20 protein-coding genes are annotated in these 23,260 nt (G+C 68.4%); 13 read left to right on the plus strand and 7 right to left on the minus strand.

The window, feature by feature from the left end; all coding sequences use genetic code 11:
• Positions 1–2 precede the first annotated feature (2 nt).
• The 4 genes from QTI68_RS18515 to serA all read right to left on the minus strand — a co-directional run bounded on the left by QTI68_RS18515 (position 3) and on the right by serA (position 6,091).
• A complete protein-coding gene (locus tag QTI68_RS18515; RefSeq protein ID WP_286523395.1) occupies positions 3–434 on the minus strand; it encodes a gamma-butyrobetaine hydroxylase family protein in 432 nt (143 codons plus the stop codon).
• Entirely contained in the window at positions 434–877 is a 444-nt protein-coding gene (locus tag QTI68_RS18520) for an HIT family protein (RefSeq protein WP_286523396.1), read from the minus strand. The genes QTI68_RS18515 and QTI68_RS18520 overlap by 1 nt, the downstream gene beginning before the upstream one ends.
• Positions 877–4,764: a DUF3683 domain-containing protein gene (locus tag QTI68_RS18525; RefSeq protein ID WP_286523397.1), complete on the minus strand. Its 3,888-nt coding sequence runs from the start codon at positions 4,762–4,764 to the stop codon at positions 877–879. The genes QTI68_RS18520 and QTI68_RS18525 overlap by 1 nt, the downstream gene beginning before the upstream one ends.
• Positions 4,765–4,861: 97 nt before the next feature.
• A complete protein-coding gene (gene serA / locus QTI68_RS18530) occupies positions 4,862–6,091 on the minus strand; it encodes a phosphoglycerate dehydrogenase (RefSeq protein ID WP_286523399.1) in 1,230 nt (409 codons plus the stop codon).
• Positions 6,092–6,276: 185 nt separating this feature from the next.
• Between serA and ugpB the strand changes: the two genes are divergently transcribed.
• From ugpB to QTI68_RS18560, 6 genes are all read left to right on the plus strand, one after another.
• On the plus strand, positions 6,277–7,587 hold the full coding sequence (gene ugpB, locus QTI68_RS18535; RefSeq protein WP_286523400.1) for a sn-glycerol-3-phosphate ABC transporter substrate-binding protein UgpB: 1,311 nt from the start codon (positions 6,277–6,279) through the stop codon (positions 7,585–7,587).
• A gap of 169 nt (positions 7,588–7,756) precedes the next feature.
• Complete coding sequence (gene ugpA, locus QTI68_RS18540; RefSeq protein WP_286523401.1) at positions 7,757–8,638, plus strand: sn-glycerol-3-phosphate ABC transporter permease UgpA; 882 nt, start codon at positions 7,757–7,759, stop codon at positions 8,636–8,638.
• Positions 8,638–9,489, plus strand: coding sequence for a sn-glycerol-3-phosphate ABC transporter permease UgpE (gene ugpE, locus QTI68_RS18545; protein ID WP_286523402.1), 852 nt, complete (start codon positions 8,638–8,640; stop codon positions 9,487–9,489). Before ugpA ends, ugpE begins: the two co-directional genes overlap by 1 nt.
• Positions 9,490–9,535: 46 nt before the next feature.
• A complete protein-coding gene (gene ugpC / locus QTI68_RS18550) occupies positions 9,536–10,543 on the plus strand; it encodes a sn-glycerol-3-phosphate ABC transporter ATP-binding protein UgpC (protein WP_286523403.1) in 1,008 nt (335 codons plus the stop codon).
• The gene (gene ugpQ, locus QTI68_RS18555; RefSeq protein ID WP_286523404.1) at positions 10,540–11,277 is read left to right on the plus strand and encodes a glycerophosphodiester phosphodiesterase; all 738 of its coding nucleotides are present in this window, start codon (positions 10,540–10,542) and stop codon (positions 11,275–11,277) included. Before ugpC ends, ugpQ begins: the two co-directional genes overlap by 4 nt.
• A 75-nt stretch (positions 11,278–11,352) precedes the next feature.
• Positions 11,353–13,824, plus strand: coding sequence for a DUF3772 domain-containing protein (locus tag QTI68_RS18560; RefSeq protein ID WP_286523406.1), 2,472 nt, complete (start codon positions 11,353–11,355; stop codon positions 13,822–13,824).
• Here the strand turns inward: QTI68_RS18560 and QTI68_RS18565 are convergent.
• Positions 13,821–14,102 carry a hypothetical protein gene (locus QTI68_RS18565; RefSeq protein WP_286523408.1) on the minus strand — a complete coding sequence of 94 codons (282 nt, stop codon included), beginning with the start codon at positions 14,100–14,102 and terminating at the stop codon, positions 13,821–13,823. The genes QTI68_RS18560 and QTI68_RS18565 overlap by 4 nt on opposite strands.
• An 81-nt stretch (positions 14,103–14,183) precedes the next feature.
• On the opposite strand from QTI68_RS18565, the gene hemA reads away from it, so the two are divergent.
• The 7 genes from hemA to paeA all read left to right on the plus strand — a co-directional run bounded on the left by hemA (position 14,184) and on the right by paeA (position 20,844).
• Complete coding sequence (hemA, locus tag QTI68_RS18570; RefSeq protein ID WP_286523409.1) at positions 14,184–15,467, plus strand: glutamyl-tRNA reductase; 1,284 nt, start codon at positions 14,184–14,186, stop codon at positions 15,465–15,467.
• A 91-nt stretch (positions 15,468–15,558) separates the two neighbouring features.
• Entirely contained in the window at positions 15,559–16,647 is a 1,089-nt protein-coding gene (gene prfA / locus QTI68_RS18575) for a peptide chain release factor 1 (RefSeq protein WP_286523411.1), read from the plus strand.
• Positions 16,648–16,685: 38 nt separating this feature from the next.
• Positions 16,686–17,498, plus strand: coding sequence for a peptide chain release factor N(5)-glutamine methyltransferase (prmC, locus tag QTI68_RS18580; protein ID WP_286523958.1), 813 nt, complete (start codon positions 16,686–16,688; stop codon positions 17,496–17,498).
• Positions 17,499–17,528: 30 nt separating this feature from the next.
• Positions 17,529–17,855, plus strand: a complete 327-nt coding sequence (gene grxD / locus QTI68_RS18585) for a Grx4 family monothiol glutaredoxin (RefSeq protein WP_286504878.1) — start codon at positions 17,529–17,531, stop codon at positions 17,853–17,855.
• Positions 17,856–17,869: 14 nt separating this feature from the next.
• Positions 17,870–18,364: a cupin domain-containing protein gene (locus tag QTI68_RS18590; RefSeq protein WP_286523412.1), complete on the plus strand. Its 495-nt coding sequence runs from the start codon at positions 17,870–17,872 to the stop codon at positions 18,362–18,364.
• Positions 18,365–18,473: 109 nt separating this feature from the next.
• Positions 18,474–19,469, plus strand: a complete 996-nt coding sequence (locus tag QTI68_RS18595) for an AAA family ATPase (RefSeq protein WP_286523414.1) — start codon at positions 18,474–18,476, stop codon at positions 19,467–19,469.
• Between the two features lie 49 nt (positions 19,470–19,518).
• Entirely contained in the window at positions 19,519–20,844 is a 1,326-nt protein-coding gene (gene paeA, locus QTI68_RS18600; RefSeq protein ID WP_286523415.1) for a polyamine export protein PaeA, read from the plus strand.
• On the opposite strand, the gene QTI68_RS18605 is transcribed toward paeA, so the two are convergent.
• The gene (locus tag QTI68_RS18605) at positions 20,822–21,463 is read right to left on the minus strand and encodes a lytic transglycosylase domain-containing protein (RefSeq protein WP_286523416.1); all 642 of its coding nucleotides are present in this window, start codon (positions 21,461–21,463) and stop codon (positions 20,822–20,824) included. The two genes, paeA and QTI68_RS18605, sit on opposite strands and share 23 nt — an antisense overlap.
• Positions 21,464–21,473: 10 nt before the next feature.
• Positions 21,474–23,222, minus strand: coding sequence for a proline--tRNA ligase (locus tag QTI68_RS18610; protein ID WP_286523417.1), 1,749 nt, complete (start codon positions 23,220–23,222; stop codon positions 21,474–21,476).
• Positions 23,223–23,260: the final 38 nt, after the last annotated feature.

Raw genomic sequence — 23,260 nt, forward strand, 5'->3', positions numbered from 1 at the left:
GCTCAGTGGTTGCCGCAGGCGTGTCCGCCGTGGCCGGAAGCCGCGGCTTTTTCGGCCATCGGCGCGTCGCGATCGACGCCGGCCGCAGCCAGGCGCTGTTCGTACGCGGCCCACAGCTCGGCCTCCCGGGCGCCGAGGTCGTAGAGCAGGTCCCACGAGAAGATGCCGCTGTCGTGGCCATCGCTGAAGGTCGGCTGCACCGCGTAGTTGCCGATCGGCTGCAGGTCGACCAGCTCGACATTGCGCTTGCCCGTCTGCAGCACCTCTTGCCCCGGCCCGTGGCCCTGCACCTCGGCCGAGGGCGAATAGATCCGCATCAGCTCGAAAGGGATGCGGAAGGTCGCGCCGTCGGAAAAGCCGACCTCCAGCACGCGCGACTGGCCGTGCACCGTGATCGACTGGGGGGTCGGTGCGCCCGCCTGCAAACCTGCCATCAGAAACTCCTTGTCGCCAATTGCCGGATCATCTCGCGTTCCAGCAGCTGCAATTGTTGCGCGATCGCCTGCTCGCGCTGCGGGTCGGCCGGACGCTGGGCCGCGGCCCACACGGGCGAAGGAAAGCGGCTGTCCCAGTCGAAGCGCGCGATCACGTGCCAATGCAGGTGCGGCACCATATTGCCGAGGGCCGCCAGGTTGATCTTGGCGGGCGACAGATGCGCGCGCAGACATTGCTCCACCACGGCCACGGCCTCCATGCAGAGGGCGCGGTCGTCGGGCGCCAGGTCGGACCATTCGGCCACGTGGTCGGCCCAGACCACCCGGTAGAAGGCCGGGAAGTCCGCCTCGGCCGCATGGATGACACGCAGCTTCGCGCCCTGGAAGACCAGGCGGCCGCCCGGTTCGTCGCACAGCGGGCACCCCGCGACACGCAGCGCCATCACACCAGCACGCGTTCGATGCCGCCCTGGTTGGCGGCCGCGACATAGGCCGGCATCCAGTCGGCGCCGAGGATCTTGTTGGCCATCTCGACCACGATGTAGTCGGCTTCGAGAAGGCCGTTGTTCAGGTCGTTGCCGTAGCGGCTCAGGCCCTGCAGGCAGCTCGGGCAGCTGGTGAGGATCTTGACGTTGGCGCCGGGGGCCACTTGGCCAGCTTCGCGCAGCGCGGTCTCGCCCTTCTTCAGTTCCTCTTCCTTGCGGAAGCGGATCTGCGTCGAGATGTCCGGCCGGGTCACGCCCAGCGTGCCGGATTCGCCGCAGCAGCGGTCGTTCTTGAGCACGTTGCCGCCCACCAGCGCCTTCACGGTCTTCATCGGGTCCTGCAGCTTCATCGGCGTGTGGCAGGGGTCGTGGTACAGGTAGCCGCCACCGCCCGCATCGCCGAGCGTGATGCCTTTCTCGAGCAGGTATTCGTGGATGTCGATGATCCGGCAGCCCGGGAAGATCTTGTCGAACTGGTAGCCCTGCAGCTGGTCGTAGCAGGTGCCGCAGCTCACCACCACGGTCTTGATGTCGAGGTAGTTGAGCGTGTTGGCGACGCGGTGGAAGAGCACCCGGTTGTCGGTGATCATCTTCTCGGCCTTGTCGAACTGGCCGCTGCCGCGCTGCGGATAGCCACAGCACAGATAGCCCGGCGGCAGCACGGTCTGCACGCCCGCATGCCACAGCATCGCCTGGGTGGCGAGGCCGACCTGCGAGAACAGGCGCTCCGAGCCGCAGCCCGGGAAATAGAACACCGCCTCGGTCTCGGGCGTGGTCGCCTGCGGGTTGCGGATGATCGGGACGTAGTCGGCATCCTCGATGTCCAGCAGCGCCCGCGCCGTCTTCTTGGGCAGGCCGCCCGGCATCTTCTTGTTGATGAAGTGGATCACCTGCTCCTTGAGCGGTGCCGGGCCCAGCGTCGCCGGCGGGGCGGCGGTCTGCTTCTTCGCCAGGCCGCGCAGCAGGTCGTTGGCCATGCGCTGGGCCTTGAAGCCGATGTCGACCATGCCGGTGCGCATCAGCTTGATGGTCTGCGGGCTGGTCGCGTTGAGGAAGAACATCGCCGCCGCATTGCCGGGCCGGAACGACTTCTGCCCCATCTTGCGCAGCAGGTTGCGCATGTTCATCGAGACGTCGCCGAAGTCGATGTTGACCGGGCAAGGCGTCAGGCACTTGTGGCACACGGTGCAGTGGTCGGCCACGTCCTCGAACTCTTCCCAGTGCTTGATGCTGACGCCGCGCCGGGTCTGCTCCTCGTACAGGAAGGCCTCGACCAGCAGCGAGGTGGCGAGGATCTTGTTGCGCGGCGAATAGAGCAGGTTGGCGCGCGGCACGTGGGTGGCGCAGACCGGCTTGCACTTGCCGCAGCGCAGGCAGTCCTTGACGCTGTCGGCGATGGCGCCGATGTCGCTCTGCTGCATGATGATCGACTCGTGCCCCATCAGGCCGAAGCTCGGCGTGTAGGCGTTGGTCAGGTCGGCATGCAGCGCCCGCCCGTCGGGGCCGGCATGCGCGCTGCCGCGCAGCAGCTTGCCCTTGTTGAAGCGGCCTTCGGGGTCGACCTTCTGCTTGTAGTCGGTGAAGGGCTGCAGTTCGGCGTCGCTCAGGAACTCGAGCTTGGTGATGCCGATGCCATGCTCGCCCGAGATCACGCCGTCGAGGCTGCGGGCCAGCGCCATGATGCGCACCACCGCCGCATGCGCGGTCTGCAGCATCTCGTAGTTGTCGCTGTTGACCGGGATGTTGGTGTGGACGTTGCCGTCGCCGGCGTGCATGTGCAGCGCGATCCAGACCCGGCCCTTGAGCACCTGCTGGTGGATGTCGTTGCAGGCAGCCAGGATCGGCGCGAACTCGGCGCCGGTGAAGATCGCCGCCAGCGGCTCGCGCAGCTGGGTCTTCCAGCTGGCGCGCAGCGCGTGGTCCTGCAGCTGCGGGAACAGGGCCTGGACCTGGTCGAGCCAGCCCTGCCACAGGGCGCGGACCTCGCGCACCAGCGCCAGCCCTTCGCCCACGCGGCCTTCCAGCAGCTCGGCGGCCGGCAGGTCGTTGGCGTCCTCGCGCTTGCCCAGCGGCAGGTTGCCGCGGGCCAGGAAATCTTCCAGCGCATCGGCCAGCGCGATCTTGTTCTGCAGCGACAGCTCGATGTTGATGCGCTCGATGCCGTCGGTGTACTCGGCCATCCGCGGCAGCGGGATCACCACGTCCTCGTTGATCTTGAAGGCGTTGGTGTGCCGGCTGATGGCGGCGGTGCGCTTGCGGTCGAGCCAGAACTTCTTGCGCGCCTCGGGGCTGATCGCGATGAAGCCCTCGCCGCTGCGCGAGTTGGCGATGCGCACCACCTCAGAGGTGACGCGCGCCACCGTGTCGGCATCGTCGCCGGCGATGTCGCCGAACAGCACCATCTTCGGCAGGCCGCCGTGGCGCTTGGACTTGGTCGCGTAGCCGACAGCCTTGAGATAGCGGTCGTCCAGGTGCTCCAGCCCCGCAAGCAAGACGCCCGAGCGCTTCTGCTCGGCGAACATGAAGTCCTTGATCTCGACGATGCTGGGCACCGCGTCCTTGGCATTGCCGAAGAATTCGAGGCACACGGTGCGGGTGTGGGCCGGCATGCGGTGCACGATCCAGCGGCAGCTGGTGATCAGGCCGTCGCAGCCTTCCTTCTGGATGCCGGGCAGGCCCGAGAGGAACTTGTCGGTCACGTCCTTGCCCAGGCCTTCCTTGCGGAAGGTCTTGCCGGGGATCTCGAGCCGCTCGGTGCGCAAGGGCGTCTTGCCGTCGGCGGCGAAATACTGCAGTTCGAACACGGCGCTCTCGGCGTCGTGGATCTTGCCGAGGTTGTGGCCGATGCGCGTGACCTCGAGCCATTCGGCGTCGGGCGTCACCATGCGCCAGGAGGCCAGGTTGTCGAGCGCGGTGCCCCACAGCACCGCCTTCTTGCCGCCGGCGTTCATCGCCACGTTGCCGCCCACGCACGAGGCCTCGGCCGAAGTCGGGTCGACCGCGAACACGAAGCCGCCGCGCTCGGCCGCATCGGCGACCCGCTGCGTGACCACGCCGGCCTCGGTCCAGATGGTCGCCACCGGGACATGGAGACCCGGCAGCGCGCGCATCTCGACCTCGGTCATGGCCTCGAGCTTCTCGGTGTTGATGACCGCGCTGTTCCAGGTGAGCGGGATCGCGCCGCCCGTGTAGCCGGTGCCGCCGCCGCGCGGCACGATGGTCAGGCCGAGCTCGATGCAGCTCTTGACCAGGCCCGCCATCTCGGCCTCGGTGTCGGGCGTCAGCACCACGAACGGGTATTCCACCCGCCAGTCGGTGGCGTCGGTCACGTGCGATACGCGCGACAGGCCGTCGAACTTGATGTTGTCCTTGGCCGTGACCCGCCGCAGCGCCCGCGTGGCCTTGCGCCGCAGCGCCGCCACGTCGCGGAACATGGCGTCGAAGGCGGTCACCGCCTGCGCCACCAGGTCGGTCAGCTCGCCGACCGAGACGTCGCGCTGGGCGTCGCTGGCGGGCGTGCGGCGCTTCTGCACCTCGCCCAGCCGATGGTTGAGCGCCTCGACCAGCTGGCCACGCCGGCGCGGGTTGTCCAGCAGGTCGTCGACCAGGTAGGGATTGCGCTGGACCACCCAGATGTCGCCCAGCACCTCGTAGAGCATCCGGGCCGAGCGGCCGGTGCGGCGCTCGGAGCGCAGGCTCTGCAGCAGTTCCCAGCCGCGCTCGCCCAGCAGGCGAATGACGATCTCGCGATCGGAGAAGCTGGTGTAGTTGTAGGGGATCTCACGCAGTCGCGCGGGCTCTGCGGCCTGCGACAACAACGCCGTCAACGCGGTCGGAGCATTCATCGGGGAGTGGCCTCGGTCGGGCGCTGCGCGCCCATCAACCAGGGGTGGGAATTTTAAGGCAGCACCGGCCGGCGTGCGGCGGCAGGGGCATCGGCCCCTAGAAGAGGACCCGGCTGCGGATCGTGCCCGGCACCTTGGCCAGCTTCTCGAGCGCGAGGTCGGACGAGGCGGCGTCGATGTCGGTCACCACGTAGCCGACCTTTTCGTTGGTCTGCAGGAACTGCGAGGCGATGTTGATGTGGTTGTCGGAAAAGATCCGGTTGATCTCCGACAGCACGCCCGGGACGTTGCGGTGCACGTGCAGCAGCCGGTGCTTGCCCGGGTGCGCCGGCAGCGCCACCTCGGGGAAGTTCACTGACGAGGTCGAGGTGCCGTTGTCGCTGTACTTCACGAGCTTCTCGGCCACCTCGAGGCCGATGTTGGCCTGGGCTTCCATGGTGGAGCCGCCGATGTGCGGCGTCAGGATCACGTTGTCGAGCCCGCGCAGCGGCGACTGGAACTCGTCCTTGTTGCTGCGCGGCTCGACCGGGAAGACGTCGATCGCGGCGCCCAGCAGCTTCTTGGCCTTGAGCGCCTCGGCCAGCGGCTCGATCTCGACCACGGTGCCGCGCGAGGCGTTGATCAGGATCGCCCCGGGCTTCATGGCCGCGATCTCGGCGGCGCCGATCATCCATTGCGTGGCCTGGGTCTCAGGCACGTGCAGGCTCACGATGTCGCTCTGCGCCAGCAGGTCGGGCAACAGGCGCACCTGGCGCGCGTTGCCGAGCGGCAGCTTGGTGACAACGTCGAAGAAGGCGACCTGCATGCCGAGCGCCTCGGCCAGCACCGACAGCTGGGCGCCGATCGAGCCGTAGCCGACGATGCCGAGCGTCTTGCCGCGGATCTCGAAAGCGTTGTCGGCCGACTTGAGCCAGCCGCCGCGGTGGGCGACAGCGCTTTTCTCGGGCACGCCGCGCAGCAGCAGAATGGCTTCGGCCAGCACCAGTTCGGCGACCGAGCGGGTGTTCGAATAGGGCGCATTGAAGACCGCCACGCCGTGTTCGCGCGCGGCTTCCAGGTCGACCTGATTGGTGCCGATGCAGAAGCAGCCCACGGCCACCAGCTTCTGGGCCTCGGCGAAGACCTCGGCGGTCAGCTGCGTGCGCGAGCGGATCCCTAGGAAATGGGCGTCGGCGACACGGGCCTTGAGCTCGGCGTCCGGCAGCGCGCCCGGGAGCGATTCGATGTTGCTGTAGCCGGCGGCCCGCAGCACCTCGACGGCCGAAGGGTGGATGCCCTCGAGCAGGAGAAACTTGATCTTGCTTTTGTCGAGTGAAGTCTTGCTCATTCCGGGGCCAGGAAGTCGAGGGACGATGCTAGCATGGTGCGCCGCAGCATGCAGAGCACGCCGCGGCGCACCAAAAGGGTTTCCCCCGTTGGTGGACGCCGGGCCGCGCGCCAAGAATATGTGACGCTGTCGTGTCATACGCACGACCTAGCATCCGCGCTTTCATTTCCCCCTCAGGAGTCTTCATGCGATTCAAAACGCTCGCCATGGCATCGGCGCTGGCCGCAACGCTTTCCACATCCGCGTTGGCCCAGACCGAGATCCAGTGGTGGCATTCCATGACCGCCGTCAACGGCGAATGGGTCAACGACCTGGCCCGGCAGTTCAACGAGAGCCAGAAAGAATTCAAGATCGTGCCGACCTACAAGGGCCAGTACGACGAATCGATGACCGCCGCCGTCGCCGCCTTCCGGGCCGGCAACGCGCCGCACATCCTGCAGGTGTTCGAAGTCGGCACCGCGACCATGATGGCCAGCAAGGGCGCCATCGTCCCGGTCGGCCAGGTGATGAAGGACGCCGGCGAGAAGTTCGACCCGAGCGCCTACATCCCCGCGGTGGCCGGCTACTACACGGCGCCCAGCGGCCAGATGCTGAGCTTCCCGTTCAACAGCTCGACCACCATCTTCTATTTCAACAAGGACGCCTTCAAGGCGGCCGGCCTGCCCACCGACAAGGCGCCCGCCACCTGGCCCGAGGTGGTCGCCGCCGCCGCCAAGCTCAAGGCCAGCGGCCACAAGTGCCCGTTCACGACCGCCTGGCAGAACTGGACCCAGCTCGAGAGCTTCTCGGCCTGGCACAACGTCGAGTTCGCGAGCAAGAACAACGGCCTGTCCGGCCTGGACACCCGCCTGAAGGTCAACTCGCCGCTGCACGAGCGCCATGTCGAGAACCTCGCGAGCATGGCCAAGCAGGGCCTGTTCATCTACAAGGGCCGCGGCAACGTGCCCGAGGCTTCGTTCGTGTCCGGCGAATGCGCCATGATCGCCACCTCGTCGGGCTTCTACGGCAACGTGGCGAAGAACGCCAAGTTCGCCTACGGCCTGACCGCGCTGCCCTACTACCCCGATGTCCCGGGCGCGCCCCAGAACACGGTCATCGGCGGCGCCAGCCTGTGGGTGATGGCGGGCAAGAAGCCCGAGGAGTACAAGGGCATCGCCAAGTTCTTCAGCTTCATCTCGACGCCTGAAGTGCAGTCGGCCAGCCACAAGCGCACCGGCTATCTGCCGATCACCACGGCCGCCTACCAGCTCACCGACAAGTCCGGCTTCTACAAGGAGCACCCGGGCACCGACGTCGCCGTGACCCAGATGATCCGCAAGGTGACCGACAAGAGCCGCGGCATCCGCCTGGGCAACTACGTCCAGATCCGCGCCATCGAGGACGAAGAACTCGAACAGGTCTGGAGCGGCAAGAAGACCGCCAAGGAAGCCCTCGACGCCATCGTGACCCGCGGCAACGAGCAACTGGAAAAGTTCCAGAAAGCCAACAAGGGCTGACAAGGGCTGGCGCCCTTGCAGCCCTTCGGGCACAAGACGGCACCCCTCCCAACCCTCCCCGCCGAGCGGGGAGGGCCCTTGCCGGCGGTGGCTGGCACGGTGGAGACACAGTTAGACTCGCAGCCCCGCCGGGCATAAGAATCGGCGGGGTTTCTTTTTTGAGGGATCCATGGAAAAACGCGTCGTCTTTCGCTCGGGCTGGCTGCCGTGGGCGCTGCTCGCGCCGCAGATGATCGTCATCATCGTGTTCTTCTTCTGGCCGGCGAGCCAGGCGCTGCTGCAGTCGATGCAGATGCAGGACGCGTTCGGCACCTCGACCGAATGGGTCGGCCTCGACAACTTCAAGCAGCTTTTCGCGGACCCGAAGTACATCGCCTCGTTCGAGACCACGGCGTTGTTCTCGATCCTGGTGGCCTTCTTCGGCCTCACGATCTCGCTGGTGCTGGCGGTCTTCGCGGACCGCATCGTGCGCGGGGCGATGATCTACAAGACGCTCCTGATCCTGCCGTACGCGGTGGCGCCCGCGGTGGCCGCGGTGCTCTGGGTCTTCATGTTCTCGCCCTCGCTGGGCGTGGTGGCGTATGCACTCGCCAAGGTCGGCATCGACTGGAACCACCTGCTCAACGGGACCCACGCCATGACCCTGATCGTCATGGCGGCGGTCTGGAAGCAGATCTCCTACAACTTCCTGTTCTTCCTGGCCGGCCTGCAGTCGATCCCCAAGTCGCTGATCGAGGCGGCGGCCATCGACGGCGCCGGCCCCTGGCGCCGCTTCTGGACCGTGCAGTTCCCGCTGCTGTCGCCGACCACCTTCTTCCTGCTGGTGATCAACGTGGTCTACGCCTTCTTCGACACCTTCGCGATCGTCGATGCCGCCACCCAGGGCGGGCCGGGCCGCGCCACAACGATCCTGGTCTACAAGGTCTACTACGACGGCTTCAAGGCAATGGACCTCGGCGGCTCGGCCGCGCAGTCGGTGGTGCTGATGGCGATCGTCGTGGTGCTCACGGTCGTCCAGTTCCGCTATGTCGAGAAAAAGGTGAACTACTGATGGTCGAACGAAGCCCCTCCCTCGGCATCCTGGCCCACGCCGTGATGATCTTCGGCGTGCTGATCGTCGCCTTCCCGCTTTACCTGGCGTTCGTCGCGTCGAGCCACACGGCGCAGGAGATCGTTCAGGCACCGATGCCGCTGCTGCCCGGCGGCCACCTCTGGGAGACCTACAAGTCGGCCCTGTTCGGCCGCACGGCCGGCGCCGGCTCGACCGCGCCGGTGGCCCGCATGATGTGGGTCAGCCTCGTCACGGCGCTGGTCATCACCTTCGGCAAGATCGCGATCTCGCTGCTGTCGGCGTTCGCGGTCGTGTACTTCCGCTTTCCGTTCAAGTCGCTGTGCTTCTGGGCCATCTTCATCACGCTGATGCTGCCGGTCGAAGTCCGCATCGGCCCGACCTACCAGGTGGTGTCGGACCTCGGCATGCTCAACAGCTACGCCGGCCTGACGATCCCGCTGATCGCCTCGGCGACCGCGACCTTCCTGTTCCGGCAGTTCTTCCTGACCGTGCCCGACGAGCTGATCGAGGCCGCCCGCATGGACGGCGCCGGCCCGATGCGTTTCTTCTGGGACGTGCTGCTGCCGCTGTCGAAGACCTCAATCGCCGCCCTGTTCGTGATCCAGTTCATCTACGGCTGGAACCAGTACCTGTGGCCGCTGCTCGCGACCACCACCGAGGACATGTACCCGGTGGTGATCGGCATCAAGCGCATGATCGCCGGCGGCGACGGCCAGAACGAATGGAACATCGTGATGGCGACCGCGCTGCTGGCGATGCTGCCGCCGGCGCTGGTGGTGATCCTGATGCAGAAGTGGTTCGTCAAGGGACTGGTGGACACCGAGAAGTGACCCGCCCGCCCTCCCCGGTCCACCCATTGCCTCCAACTGACTAGATATGGCTGCCCTCTCACTTCGCAACGTCATCAAGCGCTACGGCCACGGCCCGAAAGCCAACCAGGTCATCCACGGCGTCAGCGCCGAGATCCCCGACCACGAGTTCGTCGTCATCGTCGGCCCCTCAGGCTGCGGCAAGTCGACCCTGCTGCGCATGGTCGCGGGGCTGGAAGAAATCAGCGCCGGCGAGATCCGCATCGGCGACCGCGTGGTCAACAACCTCGAGCCCTCCGAGCGGGACATCGCGATGGTGTTCCAGAACTACGCGCTCTATCCGCACATGACGGTGTTCGACAACATGGCCTATGGCCTGAAGATCGCCAAGGTGCCGGTGCCGGAGATCAAGACCCGGGTCGACAAGGCGGCCGGCATCCTCGAGCTCGGCCACCTGCTCGCGCGCAAGCCGCGCGAGCTGTCGGGCGGCCAGCGCCAGCGCGTCGCCATGGGCCGTGCGATCGTGCGCCAGCCCAAGGTCTTCCTGTTCGACGAGCCGCTGTCGAACCTGGACGCCAAGCTGCGCGCCCAGACCCGCCTCGAGATCCAGAAGCTGCACCGCGAGCTCGGCATCACCTCGCTCTTTGTCACCCACGACCAGGTCGAGGCCATGACCTTGGCCGAGCGGATCATCGTGATGAACGGCGGCGTGATGGACCAGTTCGCCACGCCCGAGGAGGTCTATTCGCGTCCTGCGACCACCTTCGTCGCCAGCTTCATCGGCTCGCCACCGATGAACCTGCTGCGGCACGCGCCGGGCGTGCGTCCCGGCATGATCCTCGGCATCCGGCCCGAGCACCTGAGCCTGGACGCCAGCGGCTGGTCGGTGCAGGTCGAGCATGTCGAGCTGCTGGGCGCCGAGCGCCTGATCTACGGCCGCATCGGCGAGGAACAACTGATCATGCGGGTCGACGAAGGCCAGCCGCCGCCGGTCGCCGGCGACACCGTCAAGATCGCGGCCCGCCAGGACAAGCTGCACTGGTTCGACGCCGGCTCCGGAAAACGAAGCCCATGACCGACTGGCCCTACCCGCGCTGGATCGCCCACCGCGGTGCCGGCAAGCTGGCGCCGGAAAACACGCTGGCGGCGTTCCGCCTCGGCGCCGAGCATGGCTTCCGGATGTTCGAATGCGACGCCAAGCTGAGCGCCGACGGCGTGCCCTTCCTGCTGCACGACGCGACGCTCGAGCGCACCAGCAACGGCCGCGGGGTCGCCGGCGAGCTGCCGTGGGCGGCGCTGTCGCAGCTCGATGCCGGTGCCTGGCACTCGCGGCGCTACGCCGGCGAGCCGCTGGCCAGCCTCGAGGGCCTGATCCGCTTCTGCCAGGCCAACCGCCACGCGCTCAACATCGAGATCAAGCCGACACCGGGCACCGAGCGCCGCACCGGCGAACTCGTCGCCAGTCACGCGGCGCGGCTCTGGACCGACCCGACCCAGCCGCCGCCCTTCCTGACCTCCTTCGCCCCGGACGCCCTGCGCGGCGCCCTCGCCGCCCAGCCGGGACTGCCGCGCGGCCTGCTGCTGGACACGCTGCCCGCGGGCTGGCTAGCCACCGCGCTCGCGCTCGGCTGCGTCGCGGTGGTCTGCAACTACGCGCTGTGGGACGCCACCACCGTGGCGCAGGTGCATGCCGCCGGCCTGCGGGCGCTGAGCTACACCGTGAACGACGAATGGGCGGCCGAACGGCTGCTCGCGCTCGGCACCGATGGCATCATCACCGACCGCGTCGATCGCTTCAGTCCGGCCTGAATGCCGGCCCGGCGCCGGCCTGAGCGCGCCCTCGGCCGACATCGATCCGGCCCGACGGCTTTTATGATGAAGCCCATGCGCTGGCTCCTCCGTCTCCCGGCCCTCCTGCTGGCTGTCGCGCTGTGCGGCGCCGGCGCCTGGGCACAGGACCCCGCAGCGCCCGCTTCCTCCCCGACGGTGGCCTCGCTGCGCAGCCAGCTCGAAGCGGTCCCGTCCTCGGTGGAGACCAGCGCCGACGTGCGCGGCATGGTCGAGCAGCTCAACGCCATCAGCGTCTCGACCGACAAGTTCATCGCCGCGCGCACCGGCGAGCTCAACGACATGAACGCGCGGCTCGGCGAGCTCGGCAACGCGCCCGCCGCGGGCACCACCGAGAACCCCGACATCACCCGCCGCCGGACGGCGCTGACACGAGAACGCAATGCGCTGGATGCCGATATCCGGCTGGCGCGGCTGGTGTCGGTGGATGCGCAGCAACGCGCCAACGACCTGCTAAACAAGCGCCGCGCCCTGTTCGAGGCCCAGTTGACCGAACGCGCGCCCTCGCCGCTCGGGCGGGAGTTCTGGGAAGACATCGCCGACGCCTGGTCCGGCGACGTCGTGCGGCTCGAGAGGCTCGGCGCCGAGTTCGAGAGCGGCTTCGAGGCCGCGCGCAGCCCGGGCCACGCCGCCCCGGTGCTGGGCACGCTGGCCGCGGCCTTGCTGCTGGCGCTGCTGGGCAACTGGCTGGCCGAACGCGCGCTGGCCCGGTTCGCCGCGAGCTTCCTGCCGCCCGGGCGGCTGCGGCGCTCGTTGCTGGTCATCGCGATAGTGACCACCAACATGGTGCTGGTCGGCGTGGCCGCGCAAGGTGCGTTCTCCGTGTTCGACAACCATGGCGTCTGGGGTCCGCAGACCCGCAAGCTGGCGCAGAGCGTGGTCCAGTCCAGCATCTTCATCGCCTTCGTGGTCGGGCTCGGGCGCGCGCTGCTGTCCAACGGTCGTCCCTCGTGGCGGTTGCCGCCGATCTCCGACCCGATGGCGGAACGGCTCGCGCCCTTCCCCTGGATCATGGCGCTGGTGGCGATCGTGGTCTGGGCGCCGACCCAGGTCAACGCCGTGGTCGAGGCCAGCTTCGCCGCGGTGGTCGCCACCCACGTGATGACGGCACTGATCCTGACCGCCATGATCGGTGCGATGCTGCTGCGCCTGCACGGCGCGCCGGTGGCCGAGCCGCCCGCGGCGGCGCCGCCGAAGGAAGCCCCGCCGGGCCCGGCGCCGGCCGTCGTCGCGCCCGAACCCCCCAGGGGCAGCCTCGACGAGCGGCCGATGTGGGTCGGCGTGCTGCTCGCCGCCGTCACGTTGATCCTGATCGGCATCTGGGTGCTGGTGGCGATCGGCTACGTCGCCATGGCGAGCTTCCTGGCCAGCCAGCTTACCTGGGCCGGCATCGTGGCCGCGGCCTTCTACGTGTTGTTCAAGTTCGCCGACGACCTGTTCGTGTCGGTGGTGTCGTCGCGCAGCAATTTCGGCCAGCGGCTCCAGTTGAGCTTCGGCCTGGAACCGCGCACGCTCGACCAGGCGGCGGTGGTGCTCTCCGGCCTGAGCCGCGTGATCCTGTTCTTCTACATGGTGATCGCGCTCGCCACGCCCCTGGGGACCAGTCCGGGCGAGGTCTACCAGCGTAGCGGCAAGTTCGGCGGCGGGATCAAGATCGGCGAGATCCAGCTGGTGCCCAGCGCGATCATCAGCGCCGTCACGGTGCTGGTGGTCGGCTTCATCGCGCTGCGGGTGGTCAAGCGCTGGCTGGAACAGCGGTACCTGCCGCATACCGGGCTCGAGCCCGGGATGCAGAGCTCGATCACCACCCTGCTCGGCTACGTGGGCGGCATCCTGGTGGTCGCCTTCGGACTCTCGGCGCTGGGCATCGGCATCGAGCGCATCGCCTGGGTGGCGAGCGCGCTGTCGGTCGGCATCGGCTTCGGGCTGCAGGCCATCGTGCAGAACTTCATTTCGGGCCTGATCCTGCTGGCCGAACGGCCGGTCAAGGTCGGCGACTGGGTGGTGCTGGGCAATGCCGAGGGCGACGTGCGCCGCATCAACGTCCGCGCCACCGAGATCCAGCTGGGGGATCGCTCCACCATGATCGTGCCGAACTCCGAGTTCATCACCAAGACGGTGCGCAACATGACCCTCGCCAATGCCGAGGGACGGGTGCTGATTCGCCTGCCGATGCCGCTCACGACCCACGCGACGCGGGCCCGGGAAGTCATCCTGGCGGCGTTCGCCGACCATCCCGGCGTGCTGGCGAGCCCGGCCCCCTCGGTCACGCTCGAGGGTGTGGAGGTCGGTTTCCTGATCTTCCAGGCGGTGGCCTACGTGCAAAGCCCCCGGCTCGCCGGCGGCGTGCGCAGCGACGTGCTGTTCGCCATGCTGGACGGCTTGCGCGCGGCCGACCTGCCGATGGCGGCCTATCCGGGGGCGCCCCCCCATCCGGGCGGGCCGCCCGCGCCGGCGGCCGTGGCGCCGCCACCACCGCCGCCCGTTCTGCCCGGTATGGCGACCTAGGAACGGCGCCAGCCGCCGGCCACCAGCCACTGGCTGGTGGCGCAGGCCAGCACCAGGGCCGCGTAAGTCGCCATCTTGCCGTCGCGGCCGAAAAAGACCAGTCCGCCCGCCAGCACGGCCACGCCCACTATGAAATTGATAGCGCCCTGAAGCCACCAGGACAGCGTTCCGGCGGCCTTTCTCATCGTCAACCGGCCCAGCAGCGCCGAGAGGAAACCGACCGCAAAGGCCGGCGCGACGAAATTGAGCAGGTGGTTGAAAAGGTCCAGCGGTGCCATGTCAGGGGGTCGCCGATCGGATTGCGGCCTTTTTTCCGGCCGCGGGTGGTCTGGGCCTTGCTCATTTTATAATCAGCGGCTATGTCAGTCTGGGCCCTCGGCTTGAACCACACGACCGCGCCGCTCGACCTGCGCGGTCGTTTCGCGTTCGCCATCGACCAGATCGCCCCGACGCTGCACAGCCTGCGCCATTCTTTCGGCTCGAACCGCCATCCCGGCGTCGAGGCCGCGATCATCTCGACCTGCAACCGCACCGAGATCTACTGCGCCGCCGACCAGGTCGCGCTCGAGCACACGGTCGACTGGCTGGCCCACAGCGGCGGCGTCTCGCCGGCCCTGCTTCGCTCGCACGCCTACACCCTGCACGACGACCACGCCGCGCGCCACGCCTTCCGGGTCGCGAGCGGGCTCGATTCGATGGTGCTCGGCGAGCCCCAGATCCTCGGCCAGATGAAAGACGCCGTGCGCGCCGCCGAAACCGCCGGCGCCCTCGGCAGCACCCTGAACCAGCTGTTCCAGCGCTCCTTCGCGGTCGCCAAGGAAGTGCGCACCGCGACCGAGATCGGCGCCCATTCGATCAGCATGGCCGCCGCCGCCGTGCGCCTGGCCGGCCAGCTGTTCGAGGACCTGAGGCACACGCGCGTGCTGTTCATCGGCGCCGGCGAGATGATCGACCTGGCGGCGACGCACTTCGCGGCCCGCCAGCCCAAATCCATCGTGATCGCCAACCGCACGCTGGAACGCGGCGAAAAGCTGGCCTCGCGCTTCGGCGGCGAGGCGATGCGGCTGGCCGACCTGCCGGCCCGGCTGGCCGAGTTCGACATCGTCGTGAGCTGCACCGCCAGCACGCTGCCGCTGATCGGCCTGGGCGCGGTCGAGCGCGCGCTCAAGGTGCGCCGGCACCGCCCGATGTTCATGGTCGACCTGGCGGTGCCGCGCGACATCGAACCCGAAGTGAAGGCACTCGAGGACGTCTATCTCTACACGGTGGACGACCTGGCGCAGGTGGTCCAGCAGGGCCACGCCAACCGGCAGGCCGCCGTGGCGCAGGCCGAGGTCATCATCGATGCTGGCGTGCAGAGCTTCATGCACTGGCTCGACCAGCGCGGCACGGTGCCGCTGATCCGCCAGCTCAACGCCCAGACCGACGAATGGCGCGCCACCGAACTGGCCCGCGCGCGCAAGCTCCTGGCCCGGGGCGAGGACGTCGATGCGGTGCTCGAAGCCCTGTCGCGCGGCCTGACGCAGAAGATGCTGCACGGGGCGATGGCCGAGCTCCACGCCGGCGATGCCGCGGCCCGCGAGCAGACGGCAGAGACGATCTCGCGCCTGTTCCTGCGCAACGAACCGCGCAAAGAGCGTTAGCGACGCTGGCCGTCCCGGCGGCGCCGCCTGCCGCCACGCCCGCCGCCGCGCATCGGCTGCGCCCCCTCTCATTCGCAACGCCCCCTTCTCCGTGAAACCCTTCCTGCGTCACCAACTCGAGCGCTACGCGCAACGCCTCGGCGAACTCGACTTCCTGCTTTCGCGCGAGGACATCATGTCCGACATGGCGCAGTACCGCACCATCTCGCGCGAGCATGCCGAGGTGACGCAGGTGGCCGGCCGCTACAGCCGCTACCTGCAGCGCGAGGCCGACCTGGCCAGCGCCCGCGAGATGCTCGACGAGCCCGAGATGGCCGAGATGGCGCAGGAGGAGATCGCCGCCGCCGAGGCCGAGCTGCTGCAGCTCGACGACGAACTGCAGCGCCTGCTGCTGCCCAAGGACCCGGACGACGCCCGCAACGCCTTCCTGGAGATCCGCGCCGGCACCGGCGGCGACGAATCGGCGCTGTTCGCCGGCGACCTGCTGCGCATGTACACGCGCTACGCCGAGCGCACCGGCTGGCGCTGCGAGATCGTCAGCGAAAGCGAGAGCGAGCTCGGCGGCTACAAGGAAGTCGTGATCCGGATCGTCGGCGACGACGTGTTCGGCAAGCTGCGCTTCGAATCCGGCGGCCACCGGGTGCAGCGCGTGCCGGCGACGGAAACGCAGGGGCGCATCCACACCAGCGCCTGCACGGTGGCCGTGCTGGCCGAGCCCGACGAGGCGCAGGCGGTGCAGATCAATCCGGCCGACCTGCGCATCGACACCTACCGCGCCAGCGGCGCCGGCGGCCAGCACATCAACAAGACCGATTCGGCGGTGCGCATCACCCACATCCCGACCGGCATCGTGGCCGAATGCCAGGACGACCGCAGCCAGCACCGCAACAAGGCCAAGGCGCTGCAGGTGCTGTCGGCGCGGATCCAGGAAAAGGACCGCAGCGAGCGCGCGGCCAAGGACGCCGCCATGCGCAAGGGCCTGATCGGCACCGGCGACCGCTCCGACCGCATCCGCACCTACAACTTCCCGCAGGGCCGGCTCACCGACCACCGCATCAACCTCACGCTCTACAAGCTGCTGGCGATCATGGAAGGCGACCTCGGCGACGTGCTGGCGGCGCTGCAGGCGGCGCGCGAGGCAGAGCAATTGGCCGAGCTCGAAGCCAGTCTGCCGGCGTGACCCCTCCGCCCGAACACCGGCCCTCGACCCCGGCGCAGATGCTGGCCGCGGCGGCCGCGCTTCGCATCGACCGTCTCGACGCCCAACTGCTGCTGCTGCATGCGCTGGGCCGCGCCGCCAGCGAGCGCGCCTGGCTGCTGGCGCATGACACCGACCCCCTGCCGGACGCCGCCTGGCAGGCCTTCGAGCGGCTGTGCGAGCGCCGCCTCGCCGGCGAGCCGGTGGCCTACCTGGTCGGCGAGAAGGAGTTCCACGGCCTGGGCCTGCAGGTCGACGCCCGCGTGCTGGTGCCGCGTCCCGACACCGAGACCCTGGTCGAATGGGCGCTGCAATGCCTGGACGGCCGGCCGGCCCCGGCCGTGCTCGACCTCGGCACCGGCAGCGGCGCGATCGCCCTGGCGATCCAGCATGCGCGGCCCGACGCCCGGGTGGCGGCGGTCGATGCCAGCGCCGACGCCCTGGCCGTGGCCCGCGCCAATGCGACAAGGCTCGGCCTGCCGGTGCGCTTCGCCCAGGCCGACTGGCTGGACGGCGCCGACCGCGGGCTGGACCTGATCGTCTCGAACCCGCCCTACATCGTGGCCGGCGACCCGCACCTGGCCGCCCTGCGCCACGAGCCGCTGCGGGCGCTGGTCTCCGGGGCCGACGGGCTGGACGACATCCGCCGCATCGTCCGGGCGGCGCCGGAGCACCTGGCCGAGGGCGGCTGGCTGCTGCTCGAACACGGCTACGACCAGTCCGACGCGGTGCGGCAGCTGCTGGCCGCAGGCGGTTTCTCCGAGGTCCAAAGCCGCGACGACCTCGCCGGCATCGCGCGCTGCTCGGGCGGAATCCGGCGCACAGTGAAATAATCCGCCCAATCCAATTTCCAGGAGTTCCCCATGTCCGATACCCAGCAACGCATCGACGATCTCGTCAAGAGCAACGACCTCGTGCTCTTCATGAAGGGCAATGCCAGTTTCCCGATGTGCGGTTTCTCGGGCCGCGCGATCCAGATCCTCAAGGCCGTGGGTGTCGACACCCGCACGCTCAAGACCGTCAACGTGCTGGACGACGCCGAAGTGCGCCAGGGCATCAAGGAATACAGCAACTGGCCGACCATCCCCCAGCTCTACGTCAAGGGCGAATTCGTCGGCGGTTCGGACATCCTGATGGAAATGTACGAATCCGGCGAATTGCAGCAGATGCTCAACGGCAGCCCGGCCTGAGCCTCCCCACGGCGATGAGCCACGACCACGCCGATCATGGACACGCCGAGCCGGCGTGGAAGCACGACGGCGTGCGCGTGATCCCCGGCAACCAGCTCGACACCAACACCGCCCAGACGCCGGGCATGAACCGGGCCGCCGCGATCAACTTCGCGCGCGTCGGGGCCCAGAAGCTCTGGGCCGGCACCGTCACCATCCACGCCAACGCCAAGACCGGCGCCCACCATCACGGCCATCTCGAATCCGTGATCTACGTGGTGCGCGGCCGGGCCCGCATGCGCTGGGGCGAGCAGCTCGAATTCACGGCCGAGGCCGGCCCGGGCGACTTCATCTACGTGCCGCCCTACGTGCCGCACCAGGAAATCAACGCCAGCGAGACCGAGGCGCTCGAATGCGTGCTGTGCCGCAGCGACGGCCAGGCGGTGGCGGTCAACCTCGACATCGAGCCGGCCGAAAAGCCCGAATCGGTGTTGTGGGTCGACCCGACCCATCCGCACGGCGGCGTGTGATCGGCGCGCGACAGACCCCCAAAACAGGGCAAAGCGAGAAAACGTAGACATCCGGCGAACCCGGGCACGGCTTATGCTGTCCAAAGAGTGTTCGAAACCGGAGGTGTCCATGGATTCCCGCAGTCTCGTCCCCGCATCGCCGTCGTTCCAGCTGCCGGTCGCCAACCTGCGCAGCGTGTTCCAGACGCACGACGTCGAGCGCAAGCTCGCCAAGCTCCCCGAGCGCGAGCACGAACACCTTCGCACCACCTACGAGCGCATGCTCGAGCGCGGCCCCGACCGGTTCCAGGTCAAGCCGAGCGGCGTGCCCGAGATGGCGTCGCTCTACGCCCAATTGCCCAACTTCACCGAAGTCCTCGACGACGTGCGGCGCCATGTCGCCCTGGCGCAGGACAGCCGCGACGGCCTCGAGGTCACGCCGATGCTGCTGCTCGGCGCGCCCGGCATCGGCAAGACCCATTTCGCGAAGAAGCTGGCCGATCTGCTGGGCACCGGGATGTCGCTGGTGCCGATGAACTCCATGACCGCGGGCTGGCTGCTCTCGGGCGCTTCCTCGCAGTGGAAGGGCGCCAAGCCCGGCAAGGTGTTCGAGGCGCTGGTCGAGGGCCAGTACGCCAATCCGGTGATGGTGGTCGACGAGATCGACAAGGCCGGCAGCGACAGCCAGTACGACCCGCTGGGGGCGCTCTACAACCTGCTCGAACACGACACCGCGCACGCTTTCGTCGACGAATTCGCCGAGGTCGCCATCGACGCCAGCCAGGTGATCTGGATCACGACCGCGAACGACGCGCGCGGCATCCCGGAACCGATCCTCAACCGCATGAACGTGTTCGAGATCGAATCGCCCTCGCCCGAGGCGGCACGCCAGATCGCGCGCCAGCTCTACGACGCGATCCGCGGCGACCACGACTGGGGCCGGCTGCTGGCCGTGGAGCCCGCACCGGACGTGCTCGACCAGCTCGCCACGCTGGCGCCGCGCGAGATGCGGCGCGCCCTCATGACCGGCTTCGGCAATGCCCGCCTGGCCGGGCGCGACGAGGTCCGGGTCGACGACCTGCCCCGGATCAACGCGGCGAGAAGCCGGATCGGCTTCGTCCAATAACGGGGCAGTTGCCGGTCATGGCACCATGGCGGTCTTCATCGACCGCACCATGACCCTGACACAGAGCCTCCTGATCATCGTCGCGCTGATCGCGACCAGCGCCTTCTTCTCGCTGGCCGAGATCTCGCTGGCGGCCTCGCGCCGCCTGCGGCTGCGCCAGATGGCCGATGAAGGCGATGCGCGCGCCGAACGGGTGATGCGCGTCCAGGAACAGCCGGGCCACTACTTCACCGTGGTGCAGATCGGCCTGAACGCGGTCGCGATCCTCGGCGGCGTCGTCGGCGAGGGCGCGCTGAGCCCCTATTTCGCCCGCCTGTTCGGACTCTGGCTCAGCGTTGACGCGGCGCAGACCGCCGCCTTCCTGGCTTCCTTCATCACCATCATCTCGGTCTTCCTGGTGTTCGCCGACCTGTTCCCGAAGCGCCTGGGCATGAGCAGCCCGGAACTGCTGGCGGTGCGCATGGTCGGGCCGATGCAGGTGCTGATCACCGCTTTCAAGCCGCTGGTCTGGCTGTTCACGGTCACGACCGACCTGCTTTTCAAGCTGCTGGGCATGCCGCTCGCGCGCGACGAGAAGATCACCTCGGCCGACATCCTCGCGATGACCGAGGCCGGCGCCCGGGCCGGCGTGCTCGCGGTGCGCGAGCAGCAGGTGATCGCCAACGTGTTCGAGCTCGACACCCGGCTGGTCAGCAGCGTGATGACCTCGCGCGACCGCATCGCCTGGTTCCTGCGCGACGACCCCGAATCGGTGCTGCGCGCACGCATCGTGGCCGAGCCCTTCTCCGCCTACCCGGTGTGCGAGGGCGACATCGACCACGTGCTCGGCTACGTCGACGCCAAGGACATGTTCCAGCGCGTGCTGAGCGGCCAGCCGCTGTCCTTCGACCATGGCCTGCCGCTGCACAAGTCCCTGGTGATTCCCGACCGGCTCTCGCTGACCGAAGTGCTCGAGCAGTTCCAGCAGGCCCACGAGGACTTCGCGATCATCGTCAACGAATACAGCCTGGTGGTCGGCGTCATCACGCTCAACGATGTCATGAGCACCGTGATGGGCGACCTGGTCGGCGCCCAGGACGAGGAGCAGCAGATCGTCAGGCGCGACGAGAACTCCTGGCTGATCGACGGCGTGACGCCGATCCAGGACGTGCAGCGCGCGCTCGACATCGAGCGCCTGCCGCACGACGACGAGTACGAGACCCTGGCCGGCTTCCTGATGGTCATGCTGCGCCGGGTGCCCAAGCGCACCGACAGCGTCAGCTGGGCCGGCTACACCTTCGAAGTGATGGACGTCGACAGCTACCGCATCGACCAGGTGATGGTGACCCGGGGCGCGCGCCCGGGCCCGGCCGTCAGTCCAGCGGCCGGTCCTTGAACACCCAGAGGCGCTGGTTGGAAAAAACTGCGTCGGGATACGGCGAGCGACCGCGGCTGCCGTTGTAGCGACCCAGCGTCATGAACAGGTCGCCCTGCTCGCGGTCCAGGTAGTGGCGCAGGATCACGCAGCCGAAGCGCAGGTTGGTCTGCATGTGGAACAGCTTGGACGGGTCGCTGTCGCCGATCACGCGGGTCCAGAAGGGCATCACCTGCATGTAGCCGCGGGCACCGGCGCTGGACACCGCGAACTTGCGGAAGTTGCTCTCGACCTGGATCAGCCCCATGACCAGGCTGACATCGAGGCCGGAGCGCCGCGCCTCGTACCAGACGGTCTGCAGGAATTCCTTGCGCGTCGGCCAGTCGGTCAGCTTCTTCTTGAGCCGCTCGCTCATGGCGCCGAGCCAGCGCAGGTAGGCCATGCGCGCTTCGGTGTCGCCGAATTCCGGGATCGGCGGCGCCTTGTTCTGGATCGCCGAGTTCAGCGCGGTGCGCACCGAGTCGATCAGCGGCTCCTCGATCTGCGCCCCGGCCAGGGCGCTCTTCGGCAGCGCCAGCGAAAGCGCACCCGCGGCCGCGCCGCCGAGGCACAGACGGCGGGAAAGGCCGGGCGCTTTCAAGGCCGTCGGCTCAGGCCGCCGCCAGGCGGCCCGCGATGAAGTCGGCGATGCCGGCCGCCGGCACCTTGGTCGCCGCCGTGTCGCGGCGATGCTGGTATTCCAGCTGGCCTTCCTTGAGGCCGCGGTCGGAGATCACGACCCGGTGCGGCACGCCGATCAGCTCCCAGTCGGCGAACATCGCGCCCGGGCGCTCGCCGCGGTCGTCGAGCAGGACGTCGACGCCGGCCGCGAGCAACTGCTCGTAGAGGGCCTCGGCCGCCGTCTTGACCTCGGCGCTGCGGTCCATGCCGATCGGGCAGACCACCACCGTGAACGGCGCGATCGCGTCCGGCCAGATGATCCCGCGCTCGTCGTTGTTCTGCTCGATCGCCGCCGCCGGCAGCCGCGTGATGCCGATGCCGTAGCAGCCCATCTCGAGGAACTGCGGCTTGCCGGCCTCGTCGAGGAAGGTGGCGTTCATCGGCTTGCTGTACTTGGTGCCGAGCACGAACACATGGCCGACCTCGATGCCGCGCTCGATCGCGAGCAGGCCTCGGCCGTCGGGCGACGCGTCGCCGGCCACCACGTTGCGCAGGTCGGCCACCGCATCGGCCTCGGGCAGGTCGCGCCCCCAGTTGACGCCGGTCAGGTGGAAGTCGACTTCATTGGCGCCGCAGATCCAGTCGGCCATCACCGCGACTTCGCGGTCGGCGACGATCTTGACCGGCTGCTTGAGGTTGAGCGGGCCCAGGTAGCCCGGCTTGCAGCCGAAATGGTCTTCGATCTCGGTCACGGTGGCGAAGCGGAAGCCCTGGTCCAGGCCCGGCACCTTGCTCACCTTGATCTCGTTCATGTCGTGGTCGCCGCGCAAGAGCAGCAGCCAGACCGTCACCTTCTGGACGTTGCCGGCGGCGTCCAGCTGCTCGGTGGCCAGCACCAGCGACTTCACGGTGGTCGCCAGCGGCACGCCGAGCAGCGCGGCGACATCCTCGCAAGTCGCCTTGCCGGGCGTCGGCGTCTTCGTGAGCGCATCTGCGGCCGCAGGACGCGGGCCGGCGGGCGCCAGCGCCTCGGCCTTTTCCATGTTGGCGGCGTAGTCGCTGTCGGGGCAGTAGACGATCGCATCCTCGCCGGTCGCGGCGATCACCTGGAACTCCTGGCTGACGTCGCCGCCGATGGCGCCGCTGTCCGCCGCCACCGCCCGGTAGCGCAGGCCGAAGCGGTCGAAGGCCCGGCGGTAGGCGTCCGACATGATCTTGTAGCTGGCCTTGGCGCCGTCGAGGTCGCGGTCGAAGCTGTAGGCGTCCTTCATGATGAACTCGCGCCCGCGCATCAGGCCGAAGCGCGGCCGGCGCTCGTCCCGGAACTTGGTCTGGATCTGGTAGAAATTCTTTGGCAGCTGCTTGTAGCTGCGGATCTCCTGGCGCGCGATGTCGGTCACGACCTCCTCGCTGGTCGGCTGGATCACGAAATCGCGGTCATGCCGGTCCTTGATGCGCAGCAGCTCGGGACCGTAGCCCTGGAAACGCCCGGCTTCCTGCCAGATCTCGGCCGGCTGCACCACCGGCATCGCCAGTTCGACCGCGCCGGCCCGGTTCATTTCCTCGCGCACGATGGCCTCGACCTTGCGGATCACGCGCAAGCCCATGGGCATGTAGGTGTAGATGCCGGTGCCCAGCTTCTTGATCATGCCGGCGCGCATCATGAGGCGGTGGCTGGCGACCTCGGCATCGGCGGGCGCTTCCTTGAGGGTGGAGATAAAGAATCGGGAAGCTTTCATCGGTCTCGCAGGGGGCTGGAACGGGTGGTCGGGAGGGC

Origin of the sequence: Variovorax sp. J31P207, assembly GCF_030316965.1 — a bacterium.
In the GTDB taxonomy this organism is placed as follows: domain Bacteria; phylum Pseudomonadota; class Gammaproteobacteria; order Burkholderiales; family Burkholderiaceae_C; genus Variovorax; species Variovorax ginsengisoli_B.

Coding starts and splice junctions, on each gene's coding strand:
- QTI68_RS18515 (WP_286523395.1), bottom strand. CDS start 434: ATGGCAGGTTTGCAGGCGGGCGCACCGACCCCCCAGTCGATCACGGTG.
- QTI68_RS18520 (WP_286523396.1), bottom strand. CDS start 877: ATGGCGCTGCGTGTCGCGGGGTGCCCGCTGTGCGACGAACCGGGCGGC.
- QTI68_RS18525 (WP_286523397.1), bottom strand. CDS start 4,764: ATGAATGCTCCGACCGCGTTGACGGCGTTGTTGTCGCAGGCCGCAGAG.
- serA (WP_286523399.1), bottom strand. CDS start 6,091: ATGAGCAAGACTTCACTCGACAAAAGCAAGATCAAGTTTCTCCTGCTC.
- ugpB (WP_286523400.1), top strand. CDS start 6,277: ATGCGATTCAAAACGCTCGCCATGGCATCGGCGCTGGCCGCAACGCTT.
- ugpA (WP_286523401.1), top strand. CDS start 7,757: ATGGAAAAACGCGTCGTCTTTCGCTCGGGCTGGCTGCCGTGGGCGCTG.
- ugpE (WP_286523402.1), top strand. CDS start 8,638: ATGGTCGAACGAAGCCCCTCCCTCGGCATCCTGGCCCACGCCGTGATG.
- ugpC (WP_286523403.1), top strand. CDS start 9,536: ATGGCTGCCCTCTCACTTCGCAACGTCATCAAGCGCTACGGCCACGGC.
- ugpQ (WP_286523404.1), top strand. CDS start 10,540: ATGACCGACTGGCCCTACCCGCGCTGGATCGCCCACCGCGGTGCCGGC.
- QTI68_RS18560 (WP_286523406.1), top strand. CDS start 11,353: ATGCGCTGGCTCCTCCGTCTCCCGGCCCTCCTGCTGGCTGTCGCGCTG.
- QTI68_RS18565 (WP_286523408.1), bottom strand. CDS start 14,102: ATGGCACCGCTGGACCTTTTCAACCACCTGCTCAATTTCGTCGCGCCG.
- hemA (WP_286523409.1), top strand. CDS start 14,184: ATGTCAGTCTGGGCCCTCGGCTTGAACCACACGACCGCGCCGCTCGAC.
- prmC (WP_286523958.1), top strand. CDS start 16,686: ATGCTGGCCGCGGCGGCCGCGCTTCGCATCGACCGTCTCGACGCCCAA.
- grxD (WP_286504878.1), top strand. CDS start 17,529: ATGTCCGATACCCAGCAACGCATCGACGATCTCGTCAAGAGCAACGAC.
- QTI68_RS18590 (WP_286523412.1), top strand. CDS start 17,870: ATGAGCCACGACCACGCCGATCATGGACACGCCGAGCCGGCGTGGAAG.
- QTI68_RS18595 (WP_286523414.1), top strand. CDS start 18,474: ATGGATTCCCGCAGTCTCGTCCCCGCATCGCCGTCGTTCCAGCTGCCG.
- paeA (WP_286523415.1), top strand. CDS start 19,519: ATGACCCTGACACAGAGCCTCCTGATCATCGTCGCGCTGATCGCGACC.
- QTI68_RS18610 (WP_286523417.1), bottom strand. CDS start 23,222: ATGAAAGCTTCCCGATTCTTTATCTCCACCCTCAAGGAAGCGCCCGCC.